Origin of the sequence: Rathayibacter sp. AY1B6 (assembly GCF_002932755.1) — a bacterium.
Lineage (GTDB): Bacteria > Actinomycetota > Actinomycetes > Actinomycetales > Microbacteriaceae > Rathayibacter.
The window spans coordinates 92,779-108,990 of record NZ_PSWL01000006.1 but is presented as its reverse complement, the minus strand read 5'-3'; the positions used below and the strand labels follow the sequence as shown (position 1 = coordinate 108,990).

The window sequence follows — 16,212 nt, the reverse complement described above, 5'->3', positions numbered from 1 at the left end:
CCCTCAGGATAGGACGGCCGGGCGGTACGGGACGTGCACCCCGACCGTGGTCGGTCCACCGACCGGCGACTCCACGCTCAGGATCCCGCGCAGGCCCCGGACGCGCCCGCCGACCCCTTCGAGGCCGTGACCGGCGACAGGCGCCGCTCCGCCGACTCCGTCGTCGACCACCCAGGCGTCGAGCCAGCGCTCCCCCGGAGTGCCGGAGTCGCGGGTGTCGAGATGCACCCGCACCGAACGGGCGCGGGAGTGCTTGGAGGCGTTGGCGAGCAGCTCGGCGACGACGAAGTAGACGCTGCGCTCGACCTCGGGCGGGACGTCCGCCACGGGGTTCTCGGTGAGCACCTCGACCGGCACCGGGCTGAGCTCGGCGAGCGAGTGAACCGCCGCCTCGAAGCCCCGGTCCTGCAGGATCGGCGGCGCCACTCCGCGGGAGAGGGCGCGCAGCTCGTCCAGTGCGGCGCGCACGTGCTCGCGAGCCTCGTCGACCAGCCGCGCGGCGGACTCCGGGTCGGCGGCGAGCCGGTTGCGGGCCGAGGCCAGATCCATCTGGACCCGGATCAGGCGCTGCTGCGGGCCGTCGTGGATGTCGCGCTCGAGCCGACGCAGCGCGCGGTCCTCGGCAGCGACGGCCGCACCGCGGGAGGCGCTCAGCTCGGCGACCTCGCGCTGGAGCGCCTCCGACTCCCACGGGCCGAGCAGGAGGCGGTCGACCAGCCAGTGCAGGAGGGAGAGGCCGCGGGTGGCGAACGGCAGGGTCGAGACGAAGAGGACGGTCGTGGCGACCGTCGCCGCGGCGACCAGTCCCGCCGGCGGCTGCGGGGCGCCCAGCAGAGCGGCTCCGTTCTCGGCCAGCAGGCGGGCCGGACCGGGGGCTCCCGTGAGCGCGGCCGCCACCGTGCCCAGGCCCGCCCAGGTCCACAGCGCGAGGAGCAGTCCGGACAGCAGCGCGAGCACCGGAGCCACGACGAGCGTGTGCAGGAGAGCGAGCCAGTAGTGCCCGTCGATCACCGGACCGTAGAGGGCGAAGGTCGACGGGGTGACGGAGGAGGGCGGTCGCCGCCACTGCGGCCGGGGGACGGCGGGCCGTCCGGCCAGCAGGTCGAGGCCGACGGCGGCCCGCGAGAAGAAGCGCGCCGTGTAGAGGGCGGCGGGCAGGAACACCAGACCGATCAGGACTCCGACGAGCCCGAGCGCGACGGCCAGCGCGACACCGGCGCAGAAGGCGCCGAGCAGGGCGACCGGGATCGCGGCGACCAGTGCGAGCACCTCCCGGGGCAGTCCGCGCCACAGCCGGAGGTAGGCGCGCGCAGCCTCGCCGAGGGCCGTCGATGCTCCACTCATCCGCGCCTCCCGTCCGCTCCCGCCGCCGCCGCGACCCGGTCGAGCGTACCGGCGGCACGGCTCCGGGCGCCCGGGGGGAAGCCCCCGTGACACCCCTCCACGACCGAGGTGAGCCTGTCCTTCGCCCGACTGAGCCGAGCCTGCGCTTCCTTGCGGCGCCGAGGGATCTGCGTACTGTTGACGATCAGTCACCCCCTCTCGAAAGGACCAGACGATGTCCACCACGTCCGTCACGTCGCTCACCTCGTCGAACCCGGATGTCGCATCCGGAGTCGCCCAGTTCCTCAGCCCCGTCGTCGTCGAGATGACCGCGCTCGCCGTCAACGGCAAGCAGGCGCACTGGCACGTCCGCGGTGCCAACTTCATCGGCGTCCACGAGCTGCTCGACGCGATCGTCGGCCGCGCCATCGAGTGGGCCGACCTCGCCGCGGAGCGCGTCGTCGCCCTCGGCCTCCCGGTCGACGCCCGCATCCAGACCGTCGCCTCGGCGACGCGGTCCGAGCCCCTCACCCCCGGCTTCCAGCGCTCCGAGAACGCGATCGTCGAGATCATCCGCCAGATGGACACCGCCATCGCGACCGTCAACACGGCGATCGCGGAGCTCGCCGAGATCGACGCGAGCAGCCAGGACGTCGCGATCGAGATCGGCCGCGGCCTCGAGAAGGACCGCTGGTTCCTCTTCGCCCACGTCAGCGAGAGCTGAGCACCACGCCTCGACCGGCCCGCGGATCCTCGGATCCCGCGGGCCGTCGTCGTTCCCGGGCCCGTCCGCGCGATCCGGAGCAGCCGGAGTCGCGTCGGGCGCGGGTCAGCCGCCGTGCGTGAAGCGGCCCGCCAGGAGGGTCGCGGCGACCGGCATGGATCGGAGGGCTCCCGCATCGGCGGCGAGCGGATCGCGGTCGACCACCACGAGATCGGCGGGATCGCCGGCCGCGGGCGTGAGCCGGCGCACCCGGGTCGAGGCGACGATCGCCTCCTCGACGCTCACCCGCTGCTCCGGATGCCAGGGCTCGTCGCCCGGCAGCGCCCGCGCGACCGCGGCCGAGATCGCGACCCACGGGTCGAGCGGAGCGACCGGAGCGTCCGAGCCGAGCACCACGCGGGCCCCGGAGTCGAGCAGCGAGCGCAGCGGGAACGCCCGGCCGGTCCGTCCCGGCCAGTACCGCTCCGCCACCTCGCGGTCGTCGAGCGCGTGCGCGGGCTGCACTCCGGCCTCCACGCCGAGCGCGGCGAACCGCGGAAGGTCGGTCTCCGCGAGCAGCTGAGCGTGCTCGATCCGGCCCCCGCCGACCCGGCCGAGGGCATCCAGGGCCAGCGTCGCCGCGGCGTCGCCGATCGCGTGCACCGTGGAGCGGATGCCGCCCGCGGCCGCGCGGGCGAGCAGCTCGTCGAGCTCGGCCGGCTCCACGGTGAGCACGCCGTAGCCGTCGTGATCGGCGTAGGGGTGGGTGCAGTAGGCGGTCCTCGTGTTGAGGGAGCCGTCGATCAGGACCTTGAGCGGGCCCATCCGCAGCAGTCCGGCGCCGCCGTCGAGCTCGTCCCCCGTGCGCAGTCCCTCCGCGAGGGCGCGCTCGAGGTGGTCGCGGTAGACGCCGGTGTCGACGCGGAGGGAGCGCGTCCCGCGGGCGACGCGCCGGGGCCAGTCTCCCGCGTTCCAGCGCATCTCGAGGTCGACGACGCCGACCACTCCGCGAGCCGCCGCACGCCGGGCCGCCGCGTCCGCGAGCGCGTCGAGTTCGTCGTCGCCGAGGGCGCCGAGTGCGGTGACGAGCTCGAAGCAGGCGTCCTCGCGCAGCAGCTCGGGCTCGGGAGCGACGGCGTACCGACGGTACGCCGCGGAGTTCAGCCAGGCGCAGTGCAGGTCGCCGCTGATCAGCACGACAGGCCGCTCGGAAGACACGTCGTCCAGGAGCGCGGTCGTCGGCGGCTCCGGCCAGAGCCCGTCCCGGAAGCCGAAGCCGATCAGCGTGCCGGTGCCGGGCTCCTCCGCCAGGCGACGTCGGACCGCGTCCGCTGTTCCCCGGGCCGAGTCCTCCGATGAGACGTCCAGGCGCGGGGCCGTCATCGCCCACTGCGAGAAGTGGACGTGCTCGTCCCAGAGGCCGGGGAGCACCCAGCGCCCGTCGAGGTCGCGCACCTCGTCGCCCGGGGCGGCGGCAGCGTCCGGTCCGACCGCTTCCACGCGGCCGTCGCGCAGGAGGACGGCACCGGGTCGGGACGAGCCGAGGAGGCGGGCGCCCCGCAGCAGGAGACCGCCGGTCATCGGGCGGCCTCGCGGAGCGCGGCGGGGACCGGTCGCGGAGCGCGGGACAGGGGCAGTGCCCCTCCACCGGCGCTCACGACTGGCACACCGGGCACCAGTAGAGCTTGCGCGCGCCGATCTCCTCGAGCAGCACGTTCGTGCCGCAGACGCGGCAGGGCAGGCCCTCGCGCTTGTAGACGTAGTTGCGCTCGGCCCGGCTGCGGACGGCTCTCGAGCGCTCCGTCTTCGTGAGGCCGCGGCGGGTGATCATCATCCCGGTCCGGATGCCGTCCTCGAGCAGGTCCGCCCAGTCGCGCCACAGCTCCTGCGCGAGCTCCAGCGGCACCTGCTTGCCGGGAGTGTGCGGGTCGAGGCCGGCGCGGTAGAGCAGCTCCGCCCGGTAGATGTTGCCGATCCCGCTGACGACGGACTGGTCCATCAGCACCAGTCCGACCGGCGTCGCCGTCCTGCGGAGCCGGTTCACGAAGCGGTCGCGCGCCTCGTCGGAGTCGTCGTCGGCCGGATCCGGACCGAGGCGGGCGAGGAGGGCCTCCACCTGGGCGGGGTCCATCACCTCGCACGCGGTGGGACCGCGCAGGTCGGCGACGGTCTCCTCCGTCATGATGCGCACGCGCACCGCGCCCACGGGCGGCGGGGGGAACTCGTCGAGGTCGGAGTCGGTCTCGTGCTCCGTCTCGGAGAGGCGCACGGCGCGGCGGCGGCGCGGAGCCCCGATGCTGCTGCCGGCCTTGCCGTCCGGGAACAGCGGCGAGACGTGCCCGAGGAAGTCCCACGCGCCGTAGAGGCCGAGGTGGACGTGCAGCGTCAGGTCGCCCTCGAAGCGCAGCAGCAGGTGCTTGCCGACGGCCGTGGACTCGAGGACCTCGCGCCCGTCGAGGAGCGCGGCCCCCTCGGCGAAGCGGCCCTGGGGGCTGCTGGTCGAGACGCGGTGCCCGACGACGTCGCGCTCGAACTGCAGGGCGATCCGGTGGACGGAGTGCCCCTCGGGCACTCAGCGCTCCTTCGCGGCGGAGTCGACGACCCGGCCGGCGATGTCGCCGGTGGCCTCGTACTCGGCGAGCTGCGCGATGCGGCGCACGTGGCGCTCCTCGAAGGTGAAGGGCTCGGCGACGAACGCGTCGATGAAGCCGGTGGCCTCCTCGACGGAGTGCTGGCGCGCCCCGATCGAGATGACGTTCGCGTCGTTGTGCTGGCGGGCCAGCACGGCGGTGCTCAGGTTCCAGACGAGGGCGGCGCGCACGCCCGCGACCTTGTTCGCCGCGATCTGCTCGCCGTTGCCCGAGCCGCCGAAGACGACGCCGAGTGCCTCGACCCCCGCCTCCTGATCGCGCACGACCGCGGCGGCGGCGTTGATGCAGAAGGACGGGTAGTCGTCCAGCGGGTCGTACGACGTGGGGCCGTGGTCGATCACCTCGTGACCGGCGGCGCCGAGGTGCTCGATCAGGTGACGGCTGAAGTCCAGCCCTGCGTGGTCCGTGGCGATGTGGATGCGCACGAGAGAACTCCTCCGGAAGAGCCGTCTGGGGCCCGCGGTGCCCGGGCCGGGAGCCAGAGTACCGCGGGTCGGCTCAGTCGAACCGCGGGTCGCGGGTCCGCGAGCGCTTGAGCTCGAAGAAGCCGTCGAAGGAGGCGGCCGCGACGATGCCGTCCCAGAGCGTCAGCGCCTGCTCCCCCCTCGGGATCGGCGAGATGACGGGGCCGAAGAAGGCGACGTCGCCGATCGCGATGACCGGGGTGCCGACGTCCTGGCCGACCCGCTCGATCCCGTCGAAGTGGGAGGCGCGCATCGGCTCGTCGTACTCGTCCGAGTCGGCGTACGCGGCGAGCTCCGCGGGCAGCCCGAGCTCGGCGAGCGACTCGGCGATCACCGCGTCGGTGTCCGTGCGGCCGCCCGGATGGATCCGGGTTCCGAGCGCGTCGTAGAGCGGCTTCACGTGCTCGCGGCCCTCGCGCTCGGCGACGGCGGCGACCAGGCGCGTGTAGCGCAGCGCGCGCGGGAGGAAGGCGCGGTACGAGTCGTCCACGTCCTTGTCCTCGTTGAGGACGGCGAGGCTCATGATGTGCCACTGCACGTCGAGGTCGCGGGCGGGGGTCACCTCGTCCACGAATCGCGAGGTCATCCAGGCCCACGGGCAGGAGGGGTCGAACCAGAAGTCCACAGAGGTCATGGGGACACGGTACGCCGCTCGCCGCGGCCGCGTCCGCGCTCCCCGGCGGCTCCGCAGGATCGACCTCACGGGGACTCCACGGCGGGTCCCGGCAGCCCTAGGGTGGATCGGCGGCGCCCCCACCCCGGCGCCCGCGGCAGCGCCCGAGACGAACGGATGGAGCACCCCCGTGCCAGGAGACAACCTCACCCGGAGCGAAGCGCAGGAGCGCGCCTCGCTGATCCGGGTCCACGACTACGACATCGCCCTCGACCTGACCCGTGGCGCCGAGACCTTCCTCAGCACGACCACCGTGCGCTTCTCCGCCACCGAGGGCGCCTCGAGCTTCATCGACGCCGTCACGGGCACCGTCCACTCCGTCACCCTCAACGGCGCGGAGCTCGACCCGGCCGACGTGGCCGACGGCGTCCGCATCCGCCTCGAGTCCCTGGCCGCGGACAACGAGCTCACCGTCGTCGCCGACGCGCTCTACACCAACACCGGCGAGGGCCTGCACCGCTTCGTCGACCCGGTCGACGGCGAGGTGTACCTCTACTCGCAGTTCGAGGTGCCCGACTCCCGCCGCGTCTTCGCGGTGTTCGAGCAGCCGGACCTCAAGGCCGAGTTCCGCTTCACCGTCACCGCGCCCGCGCAGTGGCGGGTCGTGTCGAACCAGCCCACTCCCGAGCCGGTCCCGGCGGGCGAGGGGATCGCGACCTGGAGCTTCGAGCCGACCCCGCGCATCTCCTCCTACATCACGGCCGTCGTGGCCGGCCCCTACGTGGTGGAGACCGACTCGCTCGTCTCCTCCGACGGCCGCACCATCCCGCTGGGGGTCTTCGCCCGGGCCTCGCTCGCGCCCTTCCTCGACGCCGACTACGTGTTCGAGAAGACGAAGCAGGGCTTCGCCTTCTACGAGGAGAAGTTCGGCGTCCCGTACCCGTTCGCGAAGTACGACCAGCTGTTCGTCCCCGAGTTCAACGCGGGCGCGATGGAGAACGCGGGAGCGGTGACCTTCACCGAGACCTACGTGTTCCGCTCGAAGGTGACGGACGCGATCAAGGAGCGCCGGGTCGTCACGATCCTCCACGAGCTCGCCCACATGTGGTTCGGCGACCTGGTCACGATGAAGTGGTGGAACGACCTCTGGCTCAACGAGTCGTTCGCCGAGTACGCCTCCACTCTCGCCACCGCGGAGGCGACGGAGTGGACCGAGGCGTGGACCACCTTCGCCGCGATGGAGAAGAGCTGGGCCTACCGTCAGGACCAGCTCCCCTCGACCCACCCGATCGTCGCGACCATCACCGACCTCGAGGACGTCCAGGTCAACTTCGACGGCATCACCTACGCGAAGGGCGCGTCGGTCCTCAAGCAGCTCGTCGCGTGGGTCGGCGAGACGGAGTTCCTCGCGGGCGTCCACGAGTACTTCGTCAAGCACGCGTTCTCGAACACCGAGCTGCGCGATCTGCTGGTCGAGCTCGAGGCCACCAGTGGGCGCGACCTCACCGAGTGGTCGGCGCAGTGGCTCGAGACGGCGGGCGTGAACACGCTCCGCCCGGAGATCGCGGTCGACGAGAGTGGATCCATCGCGTCGTTCGCGATCCTGCAGAGCGCGGTCGAGGAGTACCCGACGATCCGCCCGCATCGCCTCGCGATCGGCCTGTACGACTTCGAGGGCGAGCGCCTCGTCCGCGTCGACCGCCTCGAGCTGGACGTCGACGGGGAGCGCACCGAGGTGCCCGAGCTGATCGGCCGCACCCGTCCGGCGCTCGTGCTGCTCAACGACGACGACCTCGCCTATGCGAAGGTCCGCCTCGACGAGGCCTCGCTCGCCGTGGCCGTCGAGCACCTCGCGAGCATCGAGAGCCCGCTGGCCCGCTCGCTGGTCTGGGGCTCGGTCTGGGACTCGACCCGGGACGCCGAGTCGGCGCCGCGCGACTTCGTCCGCCTCGTCCTGGGCAACATCGCCACCGAGACCGAGTCCACGACCCTCCGGACGGTGCTCAACCAGCTCATCTCCACCGCCACCCAGTACGTCGCTCCGGAGTACCGGGCCGAGGTCGTCGAGGAGGCGGGCGATCAGCTGTGGACGCTCGCGCAGAGCGCCGAGCCGGGCAGCGACGCGCAGTTCCAGTTCGTCAAGTTCTTCGCCGCGATCGCGTCGACCCCGGCGCACCTCGAGGCCGTACAGGCGCTGCTCGACGGCTCGACCGCGCTCGACGGCCTCGACATCGACACCGACCTCGGCTGGGAGCTGCTGATCGCTCTGGTCGCCGGCGGGCGGGCCGACGCGGGCGACATCGACGCGGCGCTCGCCTCGGACAACACGGCGACCGGCCAGCAGTCGGCCGCGCACGCCCGTGCCGCGCTGCCGACCGCGGAGGCGAAGCGCGCGGCCTGGGACTCGGTCACGGCCGACGACTCGGCGCCGAACACGATCGTCCGCTCGACGGGCCTGGGCTTCCAGCGCGCCGCCGACCCGCATCTGCTCGACGCGATGGTGCCGGTCTACTTCGACGCCCTCCGCTCCCTCTGGGAGTCGAAGAGCTACAAGATCGCCGAGTACCTGGTCGTCGGCTTCTACCCGGCCGCCACGCCCTCGCGGGAGATCGTCGACGCCACCCGCGCGTGGCTCGACGCGAACCCGGAGATCCCGGCGCTGCGCCGTCTCGTGATCGAGAACCTGGCCGGCGTGGAGCGCGCGCTCCGCGCCCAGGAGCGGGACGCCCGGGGCTGACCCGGAGCGGTCCGGTCCCCCGGCGCTCGGCGCTGCGGGACCGGACGGCGCTCGCCGCGCCTCCGGCGCCTAGCGCTGCGGGACAGAGCGGCGCTCCGGCCCGTCGTAGGCGGACAGCGGCCGGATGAGCGCGTTCGAGCCCCGCTGCTCGATCACGTGGGCGGTCCAGCCCACCACGCGCGCCGCGACGAACAGCGGCGTGAAGATCTCGGTGTCGAACCCCATCAGCCGATAGGCGGGGCCGGACGGGTAGTCGAGGTTCGGCAGGATCCCCGTCCGCTCGGCCATCGCCTCGGCCAGAGCGTCGTAGAGCTCGATGAGCTCGCCGGCCCCCTCGTGCTCGGCGAGCCGCCGGAGAGCGGCGTCCATGGTCGGCACCCGCGAGTCGCCGGACTTGTAGACCCGGTGGCCGAACCCCATGACCTTCCGGCGCTGCCCGAGAGCCTCGGCGAGCCACTCGCGGGACCGCCGGTCCGCCTCCGGTCCGGTCCCGACCTCGTCGAGCACGTGCAGCACGGCCTCGTTCGCCCCGCCGTGGAGCGGGCCCTTGAGCGCTCCCACGGCGGCGGTCACCGCGGAGTAGACGTCCGACAGTGTCGACGTCACGACGCGGGCCGTGAAGGTCGAGGCGTTGAAGGAGTGCTCGGCGTAGAGCACCAGGGAGACGCGGAACGCGTCGACGACGACCGGCTCCGGCACCTCGCCGAAGGTCGTCCACAGGAAGTTCTCGGAGTAGTCGAGGTCGTCGCGCGGCTCGATCGGCTCGAGACCGCGCAGGCGGCGCTGGGCGTAGGCGACGATCGCGGGCAGCGCCGCCCAGAGCCGCACGGAGCGCTCCAGCACGGCCTCGGGAGCGTCGGCGTCCGCATCCTCGTCGAGGGCGCCCAGGACGCTCACCGCCGTCCGCACCACGTCCATCGGATGCGCCGACAGCGGCAGCAGGTCGATCACGGTGCGCACCTCGGGGGCCAGGCCGCGGTGGGACCGCTCCACGGCGGCCAGCCCGGCCGCCTCCTCCGCAGTCGGGAGCTCGCCGTGCCAGAGCAGCCAGGCCACGTCCTCGAACGAGGTCCCCGCCGCGAGCTCCTGCACGGGGTAGCCGCGGTAGAGCAGTGAGTTCGACGCCGGGTCGACCTTCGAGACGGCCGTCGTGTCGACGACGACCCCCACGAGTCCCTTGCGGATGTCCTGATCGGTCGTGCTCATCCTTCGCTCCTTCGCGAGAGGCGGGCGGCGGCGCCGGGGGGCGCCGCCGGTTCGTGCGGGTCGGCGCGCTCAGGCGCCGTAGTGGTCGGCGAGCGAGAAGTCGAAGACGCTCTCGTCGAAGCGGCTGTAGGACGCGTAGTCGAGGAGCTCGTAGAGCTCGGCGCGCGTCTGCATGCCCGGGACCTCCGAGCGGAGCGACCCCTCGGCCTTGAGGGCGTCGAGCGCCCGCATCGCGGCCCCCATCGCGATCCGGAGCAGCGAGACCGGGTGGATCACGACGTTCACGCCGACGTCGGCGAGCTGCTGCGCGGTGAACAGCTCGCTCTTGCCGAACTCGGTCATGTTGGCGAGGATCGGCACGTCGATCGCGGCGCGCACGGCCTCGAACTCGGACAGGTCGCGCATCGCCTCGGGGAACACCGCGTCGGCTCCGGCGTCGACGAGGCGCTTGGCGCGGTCGATCGCGGCAGGCAGGCCGTCGAGGGCGCGGATGTCGGTGCGGGCCATGATCACCAGATCGGAGTCGCGGCGCGCGTCGACGGCCGCCGCGATCCTCCGCACCGACGTCGCCTCGTCGACGACGGCCTTGCCGTCCAGGTGCCCGCAGCGCTTGGGGTTCACCTGGTCCTCGATGTGCAGCCCCGCCACTCCGGCGTCCTCGAGCATCTGCACCGTGCGCGCGACGTTCAGCGGCTCGCCGAAGCCGGTGTCCGCGTCGACGAGGACCGGGAGGTCGGTCAGGCGCGCGATCTGCTGCGAGCGGCCGGCCACCTCGCTGAGCGTGGTGAGCCCGATGTCCGGGAGCCCCAGCTCGGCCGAGAGCACGGCGCCCGAGACGTAGATCCCGTCGAAGCCCTTCGCCTCGATGAGGCGCGCGGAGAGCGGAGTGAACGCGCCGGGCAGCTGCAGCAGCTCGCCCGAGGCGAGGCGCTCGCGGAAGAGGCGGCGCTTCTCGGCGGGAGTCCGGGTGGAGTGGAGCATCGGGCGTCCTTCCCAGGGCGGTGTCCGGGTCCGAGCGGACCCGCTTCGAATCTATACGCGCTCGGGGCCCGTGCACCCGACTCGGAGGGAGGCGTCCCGTAGCCTGGAGCGGTCATGCTGCTTCTTCAGACCTCCACCCCGGACCCTGTCGCCGCCACCGTCTCCTTCTTCGAGTCCGAGCCTTTCTGGAAGGTGGTCGCGATCCTCGGGATCGTGCTGGGCGCGCTGCTGGTGCGCGTCATCGCCCACTTCATGATCGGCCGCGTCGTCGACCAGATCGTGTCGGGAGTGAAGCGCCGCCAGCGGGTCGAGGACACCCAGTCGATCGCCGCGTCGCCGCTCGCGGCCGTGCGGGTCGTGCAGCGCACGCGCACGCTCGGGTCGATCCTCAACAACCTGAGCTCGATCCTGATCGTCGTGATCGCCCTGGTGATGATCGTGACGACCATCGACAAGGACCTCATCGGCTCCTTCGCCCTGCTGACCGCCGCCCTCGGCGCGGGCCTGGGCTTCGGCGCTCAGAACATCGTGAAGGACGTCCTGAACGGACTGTTCATGGTCGCGGAGGACCAGCTCGGGGTCGGCGACGTCGTCGACACGGGGCAGGCGACGGGCGTGGTCGAGTCGGTCGGCGTCCGTGTGACGCAGATCCGCGACGTCAACGGGACCCTCTGGTTCGTCCGGAACGGCGAGATCGTCCGGGTCGGGAACATGTCGCAGGGCTGGTCGCGCGTCATCGTCGACCTGGCCGTGCCCTACGAGACGGATCTCGAGCAGGTGCAGTCCACGGTCCTCGCCACCGCGAACGAGCTGGCGGCGAGCAGCCGCTGGCGGGCCCGGATCATCGACAAGCCGGAGCTCTGGGGCCTGGAGTCCATCGCCGACGACGCCCTGGTCATCCGGGTCGTCGTCAAGACCCGCACCACCGCGAAGGACGACGTCGCCCGCGAGCTGCGCCTGCGCCTGAAGAGGTCGCTCGACGCGCTCGACGTGAAGCTCCCCTCGCTGGCCACCGTCGTCCTCGAGGGCTTCGAGGGAGCGACCAGCGTCGGAGGCGCCAAGCCGCCGCGGACCACGCCCTCCCCCACGATCAGCACCGAGCACGGCAAGCCCGTGCGGCTCCCCCGGGCGCTGCGGCGCGGGAGCGGAACGCCACCTCAGGACGGCGGCGGCACCTCCGGTCCGACGGGACCGCGCTCGTGAGCGGCCTGCAGATCGGCGGAACTCCTCCGCTGCGCAGCTTCTGGGAGCACCTCGGCGGTCGGCCGACGTTCGAGCGACTCGTCCGTCGGTTCTACGAGGGCGTCCGCGAGGACGAGGTGCTCTGGCCGATGTACCCCGAGCACGACCTCGAGGGCGCGATCCAGCGCCTCACCGGCTTCCTCGAGCAGTACTGGGGCGGACCGGGCACGTACAGCGAGGAGCGCGGGCACCCGCGCCTGCGGATGCGGCACCAGCCCTTCCGGATCAACCCCGAAGCCCGCGACCACTGGCTCCAGCACATGCGGACCGCCGTCGACGATCTCGAGCTCGCTCCGGCCGATGACGCCCTGCTCTGGGACTACCTGGAGCGCGCCGCCCACGCGATGGTGAACACCTTCGAGGAGTAGCCGCTCAGCCCGGGGTGCGGACCAGCACGTGCCCGCGGCGCGAGGTGAGCCGGCGCCAGGCGCCGCTCTCGAGCAGGGCCACGGGGTCGTCGGCGCCGAGGAACCCGAGCGCGAAGAGGGCGAACGCCGCTCCCGCGGGGACGTCCTCGAGGCCGACGAGCGGTCGGCCCCAGACGCTCGAGCGCACGCGTCCGACGATCTGCTCGCCCGTCTCGGAGCCGACGGCCGCCGCGATCTCGTCGATCCCCTCGCGCGCCACACGCTCCAGGAAGCCGGGGTCCACGGGCTCGCGCCGGGCCCAGCCGCCGCGGGGCGGGGAGACACCCGCCCAGGGCCCCGCCGTCGCGTCGTCGCCGTCGGGCAGCACGACCGGCTTGCCGTCCGCTCCGCCCGGCTCCCACTGCAGCCGGGCGAGACGGTCCGACAGCGCTCGGATCGGCACGACCCGGTCGAAGCCGGTGGGCTCGTCGAGCGCGAAGACGCGCAGGCCCAGCACGGTCGCGGAGCGGTCCAGCAGACCGCGGGGCTGGAGGATCGGGGTGTAGGCGGCCAGCACGTGGTCGTCGGCGAGGAGCCGGACCGCACCGTCCTCGACCCGAGCCGAACGGCCGAGGAAGACGCGCAGATCCGACAGGCTCGGCGGATCCGCCAGGGAGAAGGACGAACTCATCGCGTCGATAAACTTACCCGAGGCCGTTCGCCCCACCGACCGACACCCCGGAGGTACCGTGCCCGATCCCCTGTCCTCGTTCCTCACCGCGCTCGACCTGACGGACACCGGCGCCCGCACCAGCGAGGACATCTCGACGGGTCCCTCGCAGTGGATGCCCGAGGGGCGGGTCTTCGGCGGCCAGGTCCTCGCACAGTCGCTCATCGCAGCCGGTCGCACCGTCGAGGGGCGCTCCGTGCACTCGATGCACGGGTACTTCCTCCGCCCCGGGGACGTCTCCCTGCCGATCACGTTCTCGGTCGACCGGATCCACGACGGCCGCTCCTTCTGCACGCGGCGGACGCAGGCCTACCAGAACGGCCGCCCCATCCTCTCGATGATCGCCTCGTTCCAGACCGAGGACGAGGGCCTCGACCACCAGGCGCCGATGCCGGAGGGGATCCCCGACCCGGAGTCGCTGCCGAGCACCGCCGAGATCCTCGCGGGCGTCGACCACCCGGTCGGCAGCTTCTGGGCCACTCAGCGCCCCTTCGACGTGCGGCACGTCGAGCAGCCGGTCTACCTCCGGGCCGACCCCGAGCGGGTCGCGCACCAGAGCGTGTGGATGCGCTCGCTCGGACCGCTGCCGGACGATCCGATGCTGCACCGCGCCGCCCTCGCCTACGCGAGCGACTACACGATCCTCGAATCCACGCTCCGCCGGCACGGCGCGGCCTGGACGACGCCCGGCCTGCGGATCGCGAGCCTCGACCACGCGATGTGGTGGCACCGCCCCGCGCGCGTGGACCAGTGGCTCCTCTACGTGCAGGAGGCGCCGAGCGCGTCCGGCGGACGCGGACTCTCGCTCGGGCGGATCTACACCCAGGAGGGCGTGCTCGTGGCGAGCGTCGCCCAGGAGGGCATGGTCCGCGTCCCCCTGGGCTGAGCTCAGCCCCGCTTCGAGAAGGTGATGGGCTCCTCGACGTAGGGGCCCCACGCCTCGCGGAGCTCCTCGGGGATGCGCTGGGGCCTGCCCGTCGCGGCGGTGACCAGTACCAGAGTGGTGGCCGCCTTCGTGAAGAGCACCCGCGGGACGACGCCGGCGGGCGAGTAGAGCTCGTAGCAGACCTCGAGGCTCGCGCCGCCGATCCGCCCGATCCACAGCTCCACCTCGATCGGCGCGCGCATGTACGGGATGGGCGCGAGGTACTCGATCTCCTGCCGGGCGATGAGGCTGATCGACTCGGCGCCCGGCCGGGCGTCGAGGACCGCCGTCGCCATCCCGCCGGGCTGCGGCGAGTCCGGTTTCCAGAACGCCTGGATGCGCGCCTCCTCGAGCAGGCGCAGCATCTCGGCGTTGTTCACGTGCGCGTAGGCGTCGAAGTCCGACCAGCGCAGCGGGATGGCGACGTGCAGGCGCATCAGTCGCGGGTGAGCTTGCGGTAGGCGGAGCGGTGCGGCTTCGCCGCGTCCGGGCCGAGGCGCTCGATCTTGTTCTCCTCGTAGGCCTCGAAGTTGCCCTCGAACCAGTACCAGTTGGCCGGATCCTCCTCGGTGCCCTCGTAGGCGAGGATGTGGGTCGCGATCCGGTCGAGGAACCACCGGTCGTGCGTGATGACCACGGCGCAGCCCGGGAATTCGAGGAGCGCGTTCTCGAGGCTGCCCAGGGTCTCGACGTCGAGGTCGTTGGTGGGCTCGTCGAGCAGGAGCAGATTGCCGCCCTGCTTGAGCGTCAGCGCGAGGTTGAGGCGGTTCCGCTCGCCGCCGGAGAGGACGCCGGCCTTCTTCTGCTGGTCCGGGCCCTTGAAGCCGAACTGCGAGACGTAGGCGCGGGAGGGGATCTCGGTCTTCCCGACGGTGATGTAGTCGTGCCCGTCGGAGACGACCTCCCACAGGTTCTTCTGCGGGTCGATGCCGCCGCGGCTCTGGTCGACGTACGAGATGTCGACCGTCTCGCCGATCCTGAGGTCGCCGGAGTCCAGCGGCTCGAAGCCGACGATCGTCTTGAAGAGCGTGGTCTTGCCGACGCCGTTCGGGCCGATGACGCCGACGATGCCGTTGCGGGGCAGGGTGAAGCTCAGGTCGTCGATCAGGACGCGCTCGCCGAACTGCTTGTGCAGCTTCTTCGCGTCGATGACCTGGGAGCCCAGGCGGGGGCCGACGGGGATGACGATCTCCTCGAAGTCGAGCACGCGCGTCTTCTCGGCCTCCGCTGCCATCTCCTCGTAGCGCGCCAGGCGCGCCTTCGACTTGGCCTGGCGGCCCTTGGCGTTGCTGCGCACCCAGTCGAGCTCGGTGGTGAGGCGCTTGGCGAGCTTGGCGTCCTTCTTGCCCTGGACCTCCAGGCGGGCGCTCTTCTTCTCGAGGTACGTCGAGTAGTTGCCCTCGTAGGGGTAGAGGTGGCCGCGGTCGACCTCGGCGATCCACGCCGCGACGTTGTCGAGGAAGTACCGGTCGTGGGTGACGGCGAGCACGGCGCCGGGGTACTTCGAGAGGAACTGCTCGAGCCAGAGCACGCTCTCGGCGTCGAGGTGGTTGGTGGGCTCGTCGAGCAGCAGCAGGTCGGGCTTCTGCAGGAGGAGCTTGGTGAGCGCCACGCGGCGCTTCTCGCCACCCGAGAGGTTGGTGACGAGGGAGTCCCCCGGCGGGGTCCGCAGGGCGTCCATCGCCTGCTCGAGCTGCGAGTCCAGGTCCCAGGCGTCGGCGGCGTCGATCGCCTCCTGCAGGGTGCCCATCTCGGCGAGGAGGCTGTCGAAGTCCGCGTCCGGGTCGGCCATCGCGAGCGAGATCTCGTTGAAGCGGTCGATCTTGCCCTTGATCTCGCCCACGCCCTCCTGGACGTTCTCGAGCACCGTCTTGGTCTCGTCGAGCTCGGGCTCCTGCATCAGGATGCCGACGGTGTAGCCCGGGCTCAGCCGCGCCTCGCCGTTGCTCGGCGTGTCCAGCCCCGCCATGATCTTCAGGATCGTCGACTTGCCGGCGCCGTTGGGCCCGACCACGCCGATCTTCGCTCCCGGAAGGAACGACATGGTCACGTCGTCCAGGATCAGCTTGTCACCGACCGCCTTCCGCGCGCGCACCATCGAGTAGATGTATTCAGCCATACCCAGTCCTCAAGTCCGTCGGTCTGCGCGGAGTCGCCTCGCCCGCCGGTCCCCTGCTCCGCGCGGAGGCGCTGACGCAGGCTCGGACCGGGGCGGGACGCCGGGCCCCGGCCGACGCGGTGCGCGGGCCGCGGGACCGTCCGCACCAGACGAGGATAACGGGAACTCGCC

At 72.3% G+C, this 16,212-nt stretch carries 15 protein-coding genes; 5 read left to right on the top strand and 10 right to left on the bottom strand.

Translation table 11 applies throughout. The features are described from left to right. Positions 1-3: 3 nt before the first annotated feature. A complete protein-coding gene (locus tag C5D08_RS04700) occupies positions 4-1,344 on the bottom strand; it encodes a histidine kinase (RefSeq protein ID WP_104276049.1) in 1,341 nt (446 codons plus the stop codon). Positions 1,345-1,558: 214 nt separating this feature from the next. On the opposite strand from C5D08_RS04700, the gene C5D08_RS04695 reads away from it, so the two are divergent. Further along, the gene (locus C5D08_RS04695; RefSeq protein ID WP_104276048.1) at positions 1,559-2,047 is read left to right on the top strand and encodes a Dps family protein; all 489 of its coding nucleotides are present in this window, start codon (positions 1,559-1,561) and stop codon (positions 2,045-2,047) included. Positions 2,048-2,152: 105 nt separating this feature from the next. Here the strand turns inward: C5D08_RS04695 and C5D08_RS04690 are convergent, their stop codons facing one another. The 4 genes from C5D08_RS04690 to C5D08_RS04675 form a co-directional block, all read right to left on the bottom strand. Beyond that, complete coding sequence (locus C5D08_RS04690) at positions 2,153-3,607, bottom strand: amidohydrolase (RefSeq protein WP_104276047.1); 1,455 nt, start codon at positions 3,605-3,607, stop codon at positions 2,153-2,155. Positions 3,608-3,680: 73 nt separating this feature from the next. Then, positions 3,681-4,598, bottom strand: a complete 918-nt coding sequence (locus C5D08_RS04685; RefSeq protein WP_104276046.1) for an Fpg/Nei family DNA glycosylase — start codon at positions 4,596-4,598, stop codon at positions 3,681-3,683. After that, a complete protein-coding gene (locus C5D08_RS04680) occupies positions 4,599-5,102 on the bottom strand; it encodes a ribose-5-phosphate isomerase (protein WP_104276045.1) in 504 nt (167 codons plus the stop codon). A gap of 73 nt (positions 5,103-5,175) precedes the next feature. Further along, the gene (locus C5D08_RS04675) at positions 5,176-5,775 is read right to left on the bottom strand and encodes a DsbA family protein (protein WP_104276044.1); all 600 of its coding nucleotides are present in this window, start codon (positions 5,773-5,775) and stop codon (positions 5,176-5,178) included. A gap of 169 nt (positions 5,776-5,944) precedes the next feature. Here C5D08_RS04675 and pepN point away from each other — a divergent pair, with 169 nt between their 5' ends. After that, positions 5,945-8,491, top strand: coding sequence for an aminopeptidase N (gene pepN / locus C5D08_RS04670; protein ID WP_104276043.1), 2,547 nt, complete (start codon positions 5,945-5,947; stop codon positions 8,489-8,491). Between the two features lie 69 nt (positions 8,492-8,560). Here pepN and C5D08_RS04665 read toward each other — a convergent pair whose 3' ends face one another. Together C5D08_RS04665 and prpB are read right to left on the bottom strand one after the other, a co-directional pair. Next, complete coding sequence (locus tag C5D08_RS04665; RefSeq protein ID WP_104276042.1) at positions 8,561-9,697, bottom strand: bifunctional 2-methylcitrate synthase/citrate synthase; 1,137 nt, start codon at positions 9,695-9,697, stop codon at positions 8,561-8,563. A gap of 69 nt (positions 9,698-9,766) precedes the next feature. Further along, on the bottom strand, positions 9,767-10,678 hold the full coding sequence (gene prpB, locus C5D08_RS04660) for a methylisocitrate lyase (RefSeq protein WP_104276041.1): 912 nt from the start codon (positions 10,676-10,678) through the stop codon (positions 9,767-9,769). Between the two features lie 114 nt (positions 10,679-10,792). On the opposite strand from prpB, the gene C5D08_RS04655 reads away from it, so the two are divergent. Together C5D08_RS04655 and C5D08_RS04650 are read left to right on the top strand one after the other, a co-directional pair. Continuing rightward, positions 10,793-11,881 carry a mechanosensitive ion channel family protein gene (locus C5D08_RS04655; RefSeq protein WP_104276040.1) on the top strand — a complete coding sequence of 363 codons (1,089 nt, stop codon included), beginning with the start codon at positions 10,793-10,795 and terminating at the stop codon, positions 11,879-11,881. Then, complete coding sequence (locus C5D08_RS04650) at positions 11,878-12,288, top strand: globin (RefSeq protein WP_308471626.1); 411 nt, start codon at positions 11,878-11,880, stop codon at positions 12,286-12,288. The genes C5D08_RS04655 and C5D08_RS04650 overlap by 4 nt, the downstream gene beginning before the upstream one ends. A gap of 4 nt (positions 12,289-12,292) precedes the next feature. Here the strand turns inward: C5D08_RS04650 and C5D08_RS04645 are convergent, their stop codons facing one another. Then, positions 12,293-12,958, bottom strand: coding sequence for a hypothetical protein (locus tag C5D08_RS04645; protein ID WP_104276039.1), 666 nt, complete (start codon positions 12,956-12,958; stop codon positions 12,293-12,295). Between the two features lie 58 nt (positions 12,959-13,016). Between C5D08_RS04645 and C5D08_RS04640 the strand changes: the two genes are divergently transcribed. Next, positions 13,017-13,883 carry an acyl-CoA thioesterase II gene (locus C5D08_RS04640; RefSeq protein ID WP_244230637.1) on the top strand — a complete coding sequence of 289 codons (867 nt, stop codon included), beginning with the start codon at positions 13,017-13,019 and terminating at the stop codon, positions 13,881-13,883. Positions 13,884-13,885: 2 nt separating this feature from the next. Here C5D08_RS04640 and C5D08_RS04635 read toward each other — a convergent pair whose 3' ends face one another. Both C5D08_RS04635 and ettA read right to left on the bottom strand, forming a co-directional pair. Continuing rightward, on the bottom strand, positions 13,886-14,359 hold the full coding sequence (locus C5D08_RS04635; RefSeq protein WP_104276038.1) for a thioesterase family protein: 474 nt from the start codon (positions 14,357-14,359) through the stop codon (positions 13,886-13,888). Beyond that, positions 14,359-16,041, bottom strand: a complete 1,683-nt coding sequence (gene ettA / locus C5D08_RS04630; RefSeq protein WP_104276037.1) for an energy-dependent translational throttle protein EttA — start codon at positions 16,039-16,041, stop codon at positions 14,359-14,361. Before ettA ends, C5D08_RS04635 begins: the two co-directional genes overlap by 1 nt. Between the last annotated feature and the right edge of the window lie 171 nt (positions 16,042-16,212).

What these genes read in the sequence shown, in the direction of transcription:
- C5D08_RS04700 (WP_104276049.1), bottom strand. Translation starts at nt 1,344, where the DNA reads ATGAGTGGAGCATCGACGGCCCTCGGCGAGGCTGCGCGCGCCTACCTC.
- C5D08_RS04695 (WP_104276048.1), top strand. Translation starts at nt 1,559, where the DNA reads ATGTCCACCACGTCCGTCACGTCGCTCACCTCGTCGAACCCGGATGTC.
- C5D08_RS04690 (WP_104276047.1), bottom strand. Translation starts at nt 3,607, where the DNA reads ATGACCGGCGGTCTCCTGCTGCGGGGCGCCCGCCTCCTCGGCTCGTCC.
- C5D08_RS04675 (WP_104276044.1), bottom strand. Translation starts at nt 5,775, where the DNA reads ATGACCTCTGTGGACTTCTGGTTCGACCCCTCCTGCCCGTGGGCCTGG.
- C5D08_RS04665 (WP_104276042.1), bottom strand. Translation starts at nt 9,697, where the DNA reads ATGAGCACGACCGATCAGGACATCCGCAAGGGACTCGTGGGGGTCGTC.
- prpB (WP_104276041.1), bottom strand. Translation starts at nt 10,678, where the DNA reads ATGCTCCACTCCACCCGGACTCCCGCCGAGAAGCGCCGCCTCTTCCGC.
- C5D08_RS04655 (WP_104276040.1), top strand. Translation starts at nt 10,793, where the DNA reads ATGCTGCTTCTTCAGACCTCCACCCCGGACCCTGTCGCCGCCACCGTC.
- C5D08_RS04645 (WP_104276039.1), bottom strand. Translation starts at nt 12,958, where the DNA reads ATGAGTTCGTCCTTCTCCCTGGCGGATCCGCCGAGCCTGTCGGATCTG.
- C5D08_RS04635 (WP_104276038.1), bottom strand. Translation starts at nt 14,359, where the DNA reads ATGCGCCTGCACGTCGCCATCCCGCTGCGCTGGTCGGACTTCGACGCC.
- ettA (WP_104276037.1), bottom strand. Translation starts at nt 16,041, where the DNA reads ATGGCTGAATACATCTACTCGATGGTGCGCGCGCGGAAGGCGGTCGGT.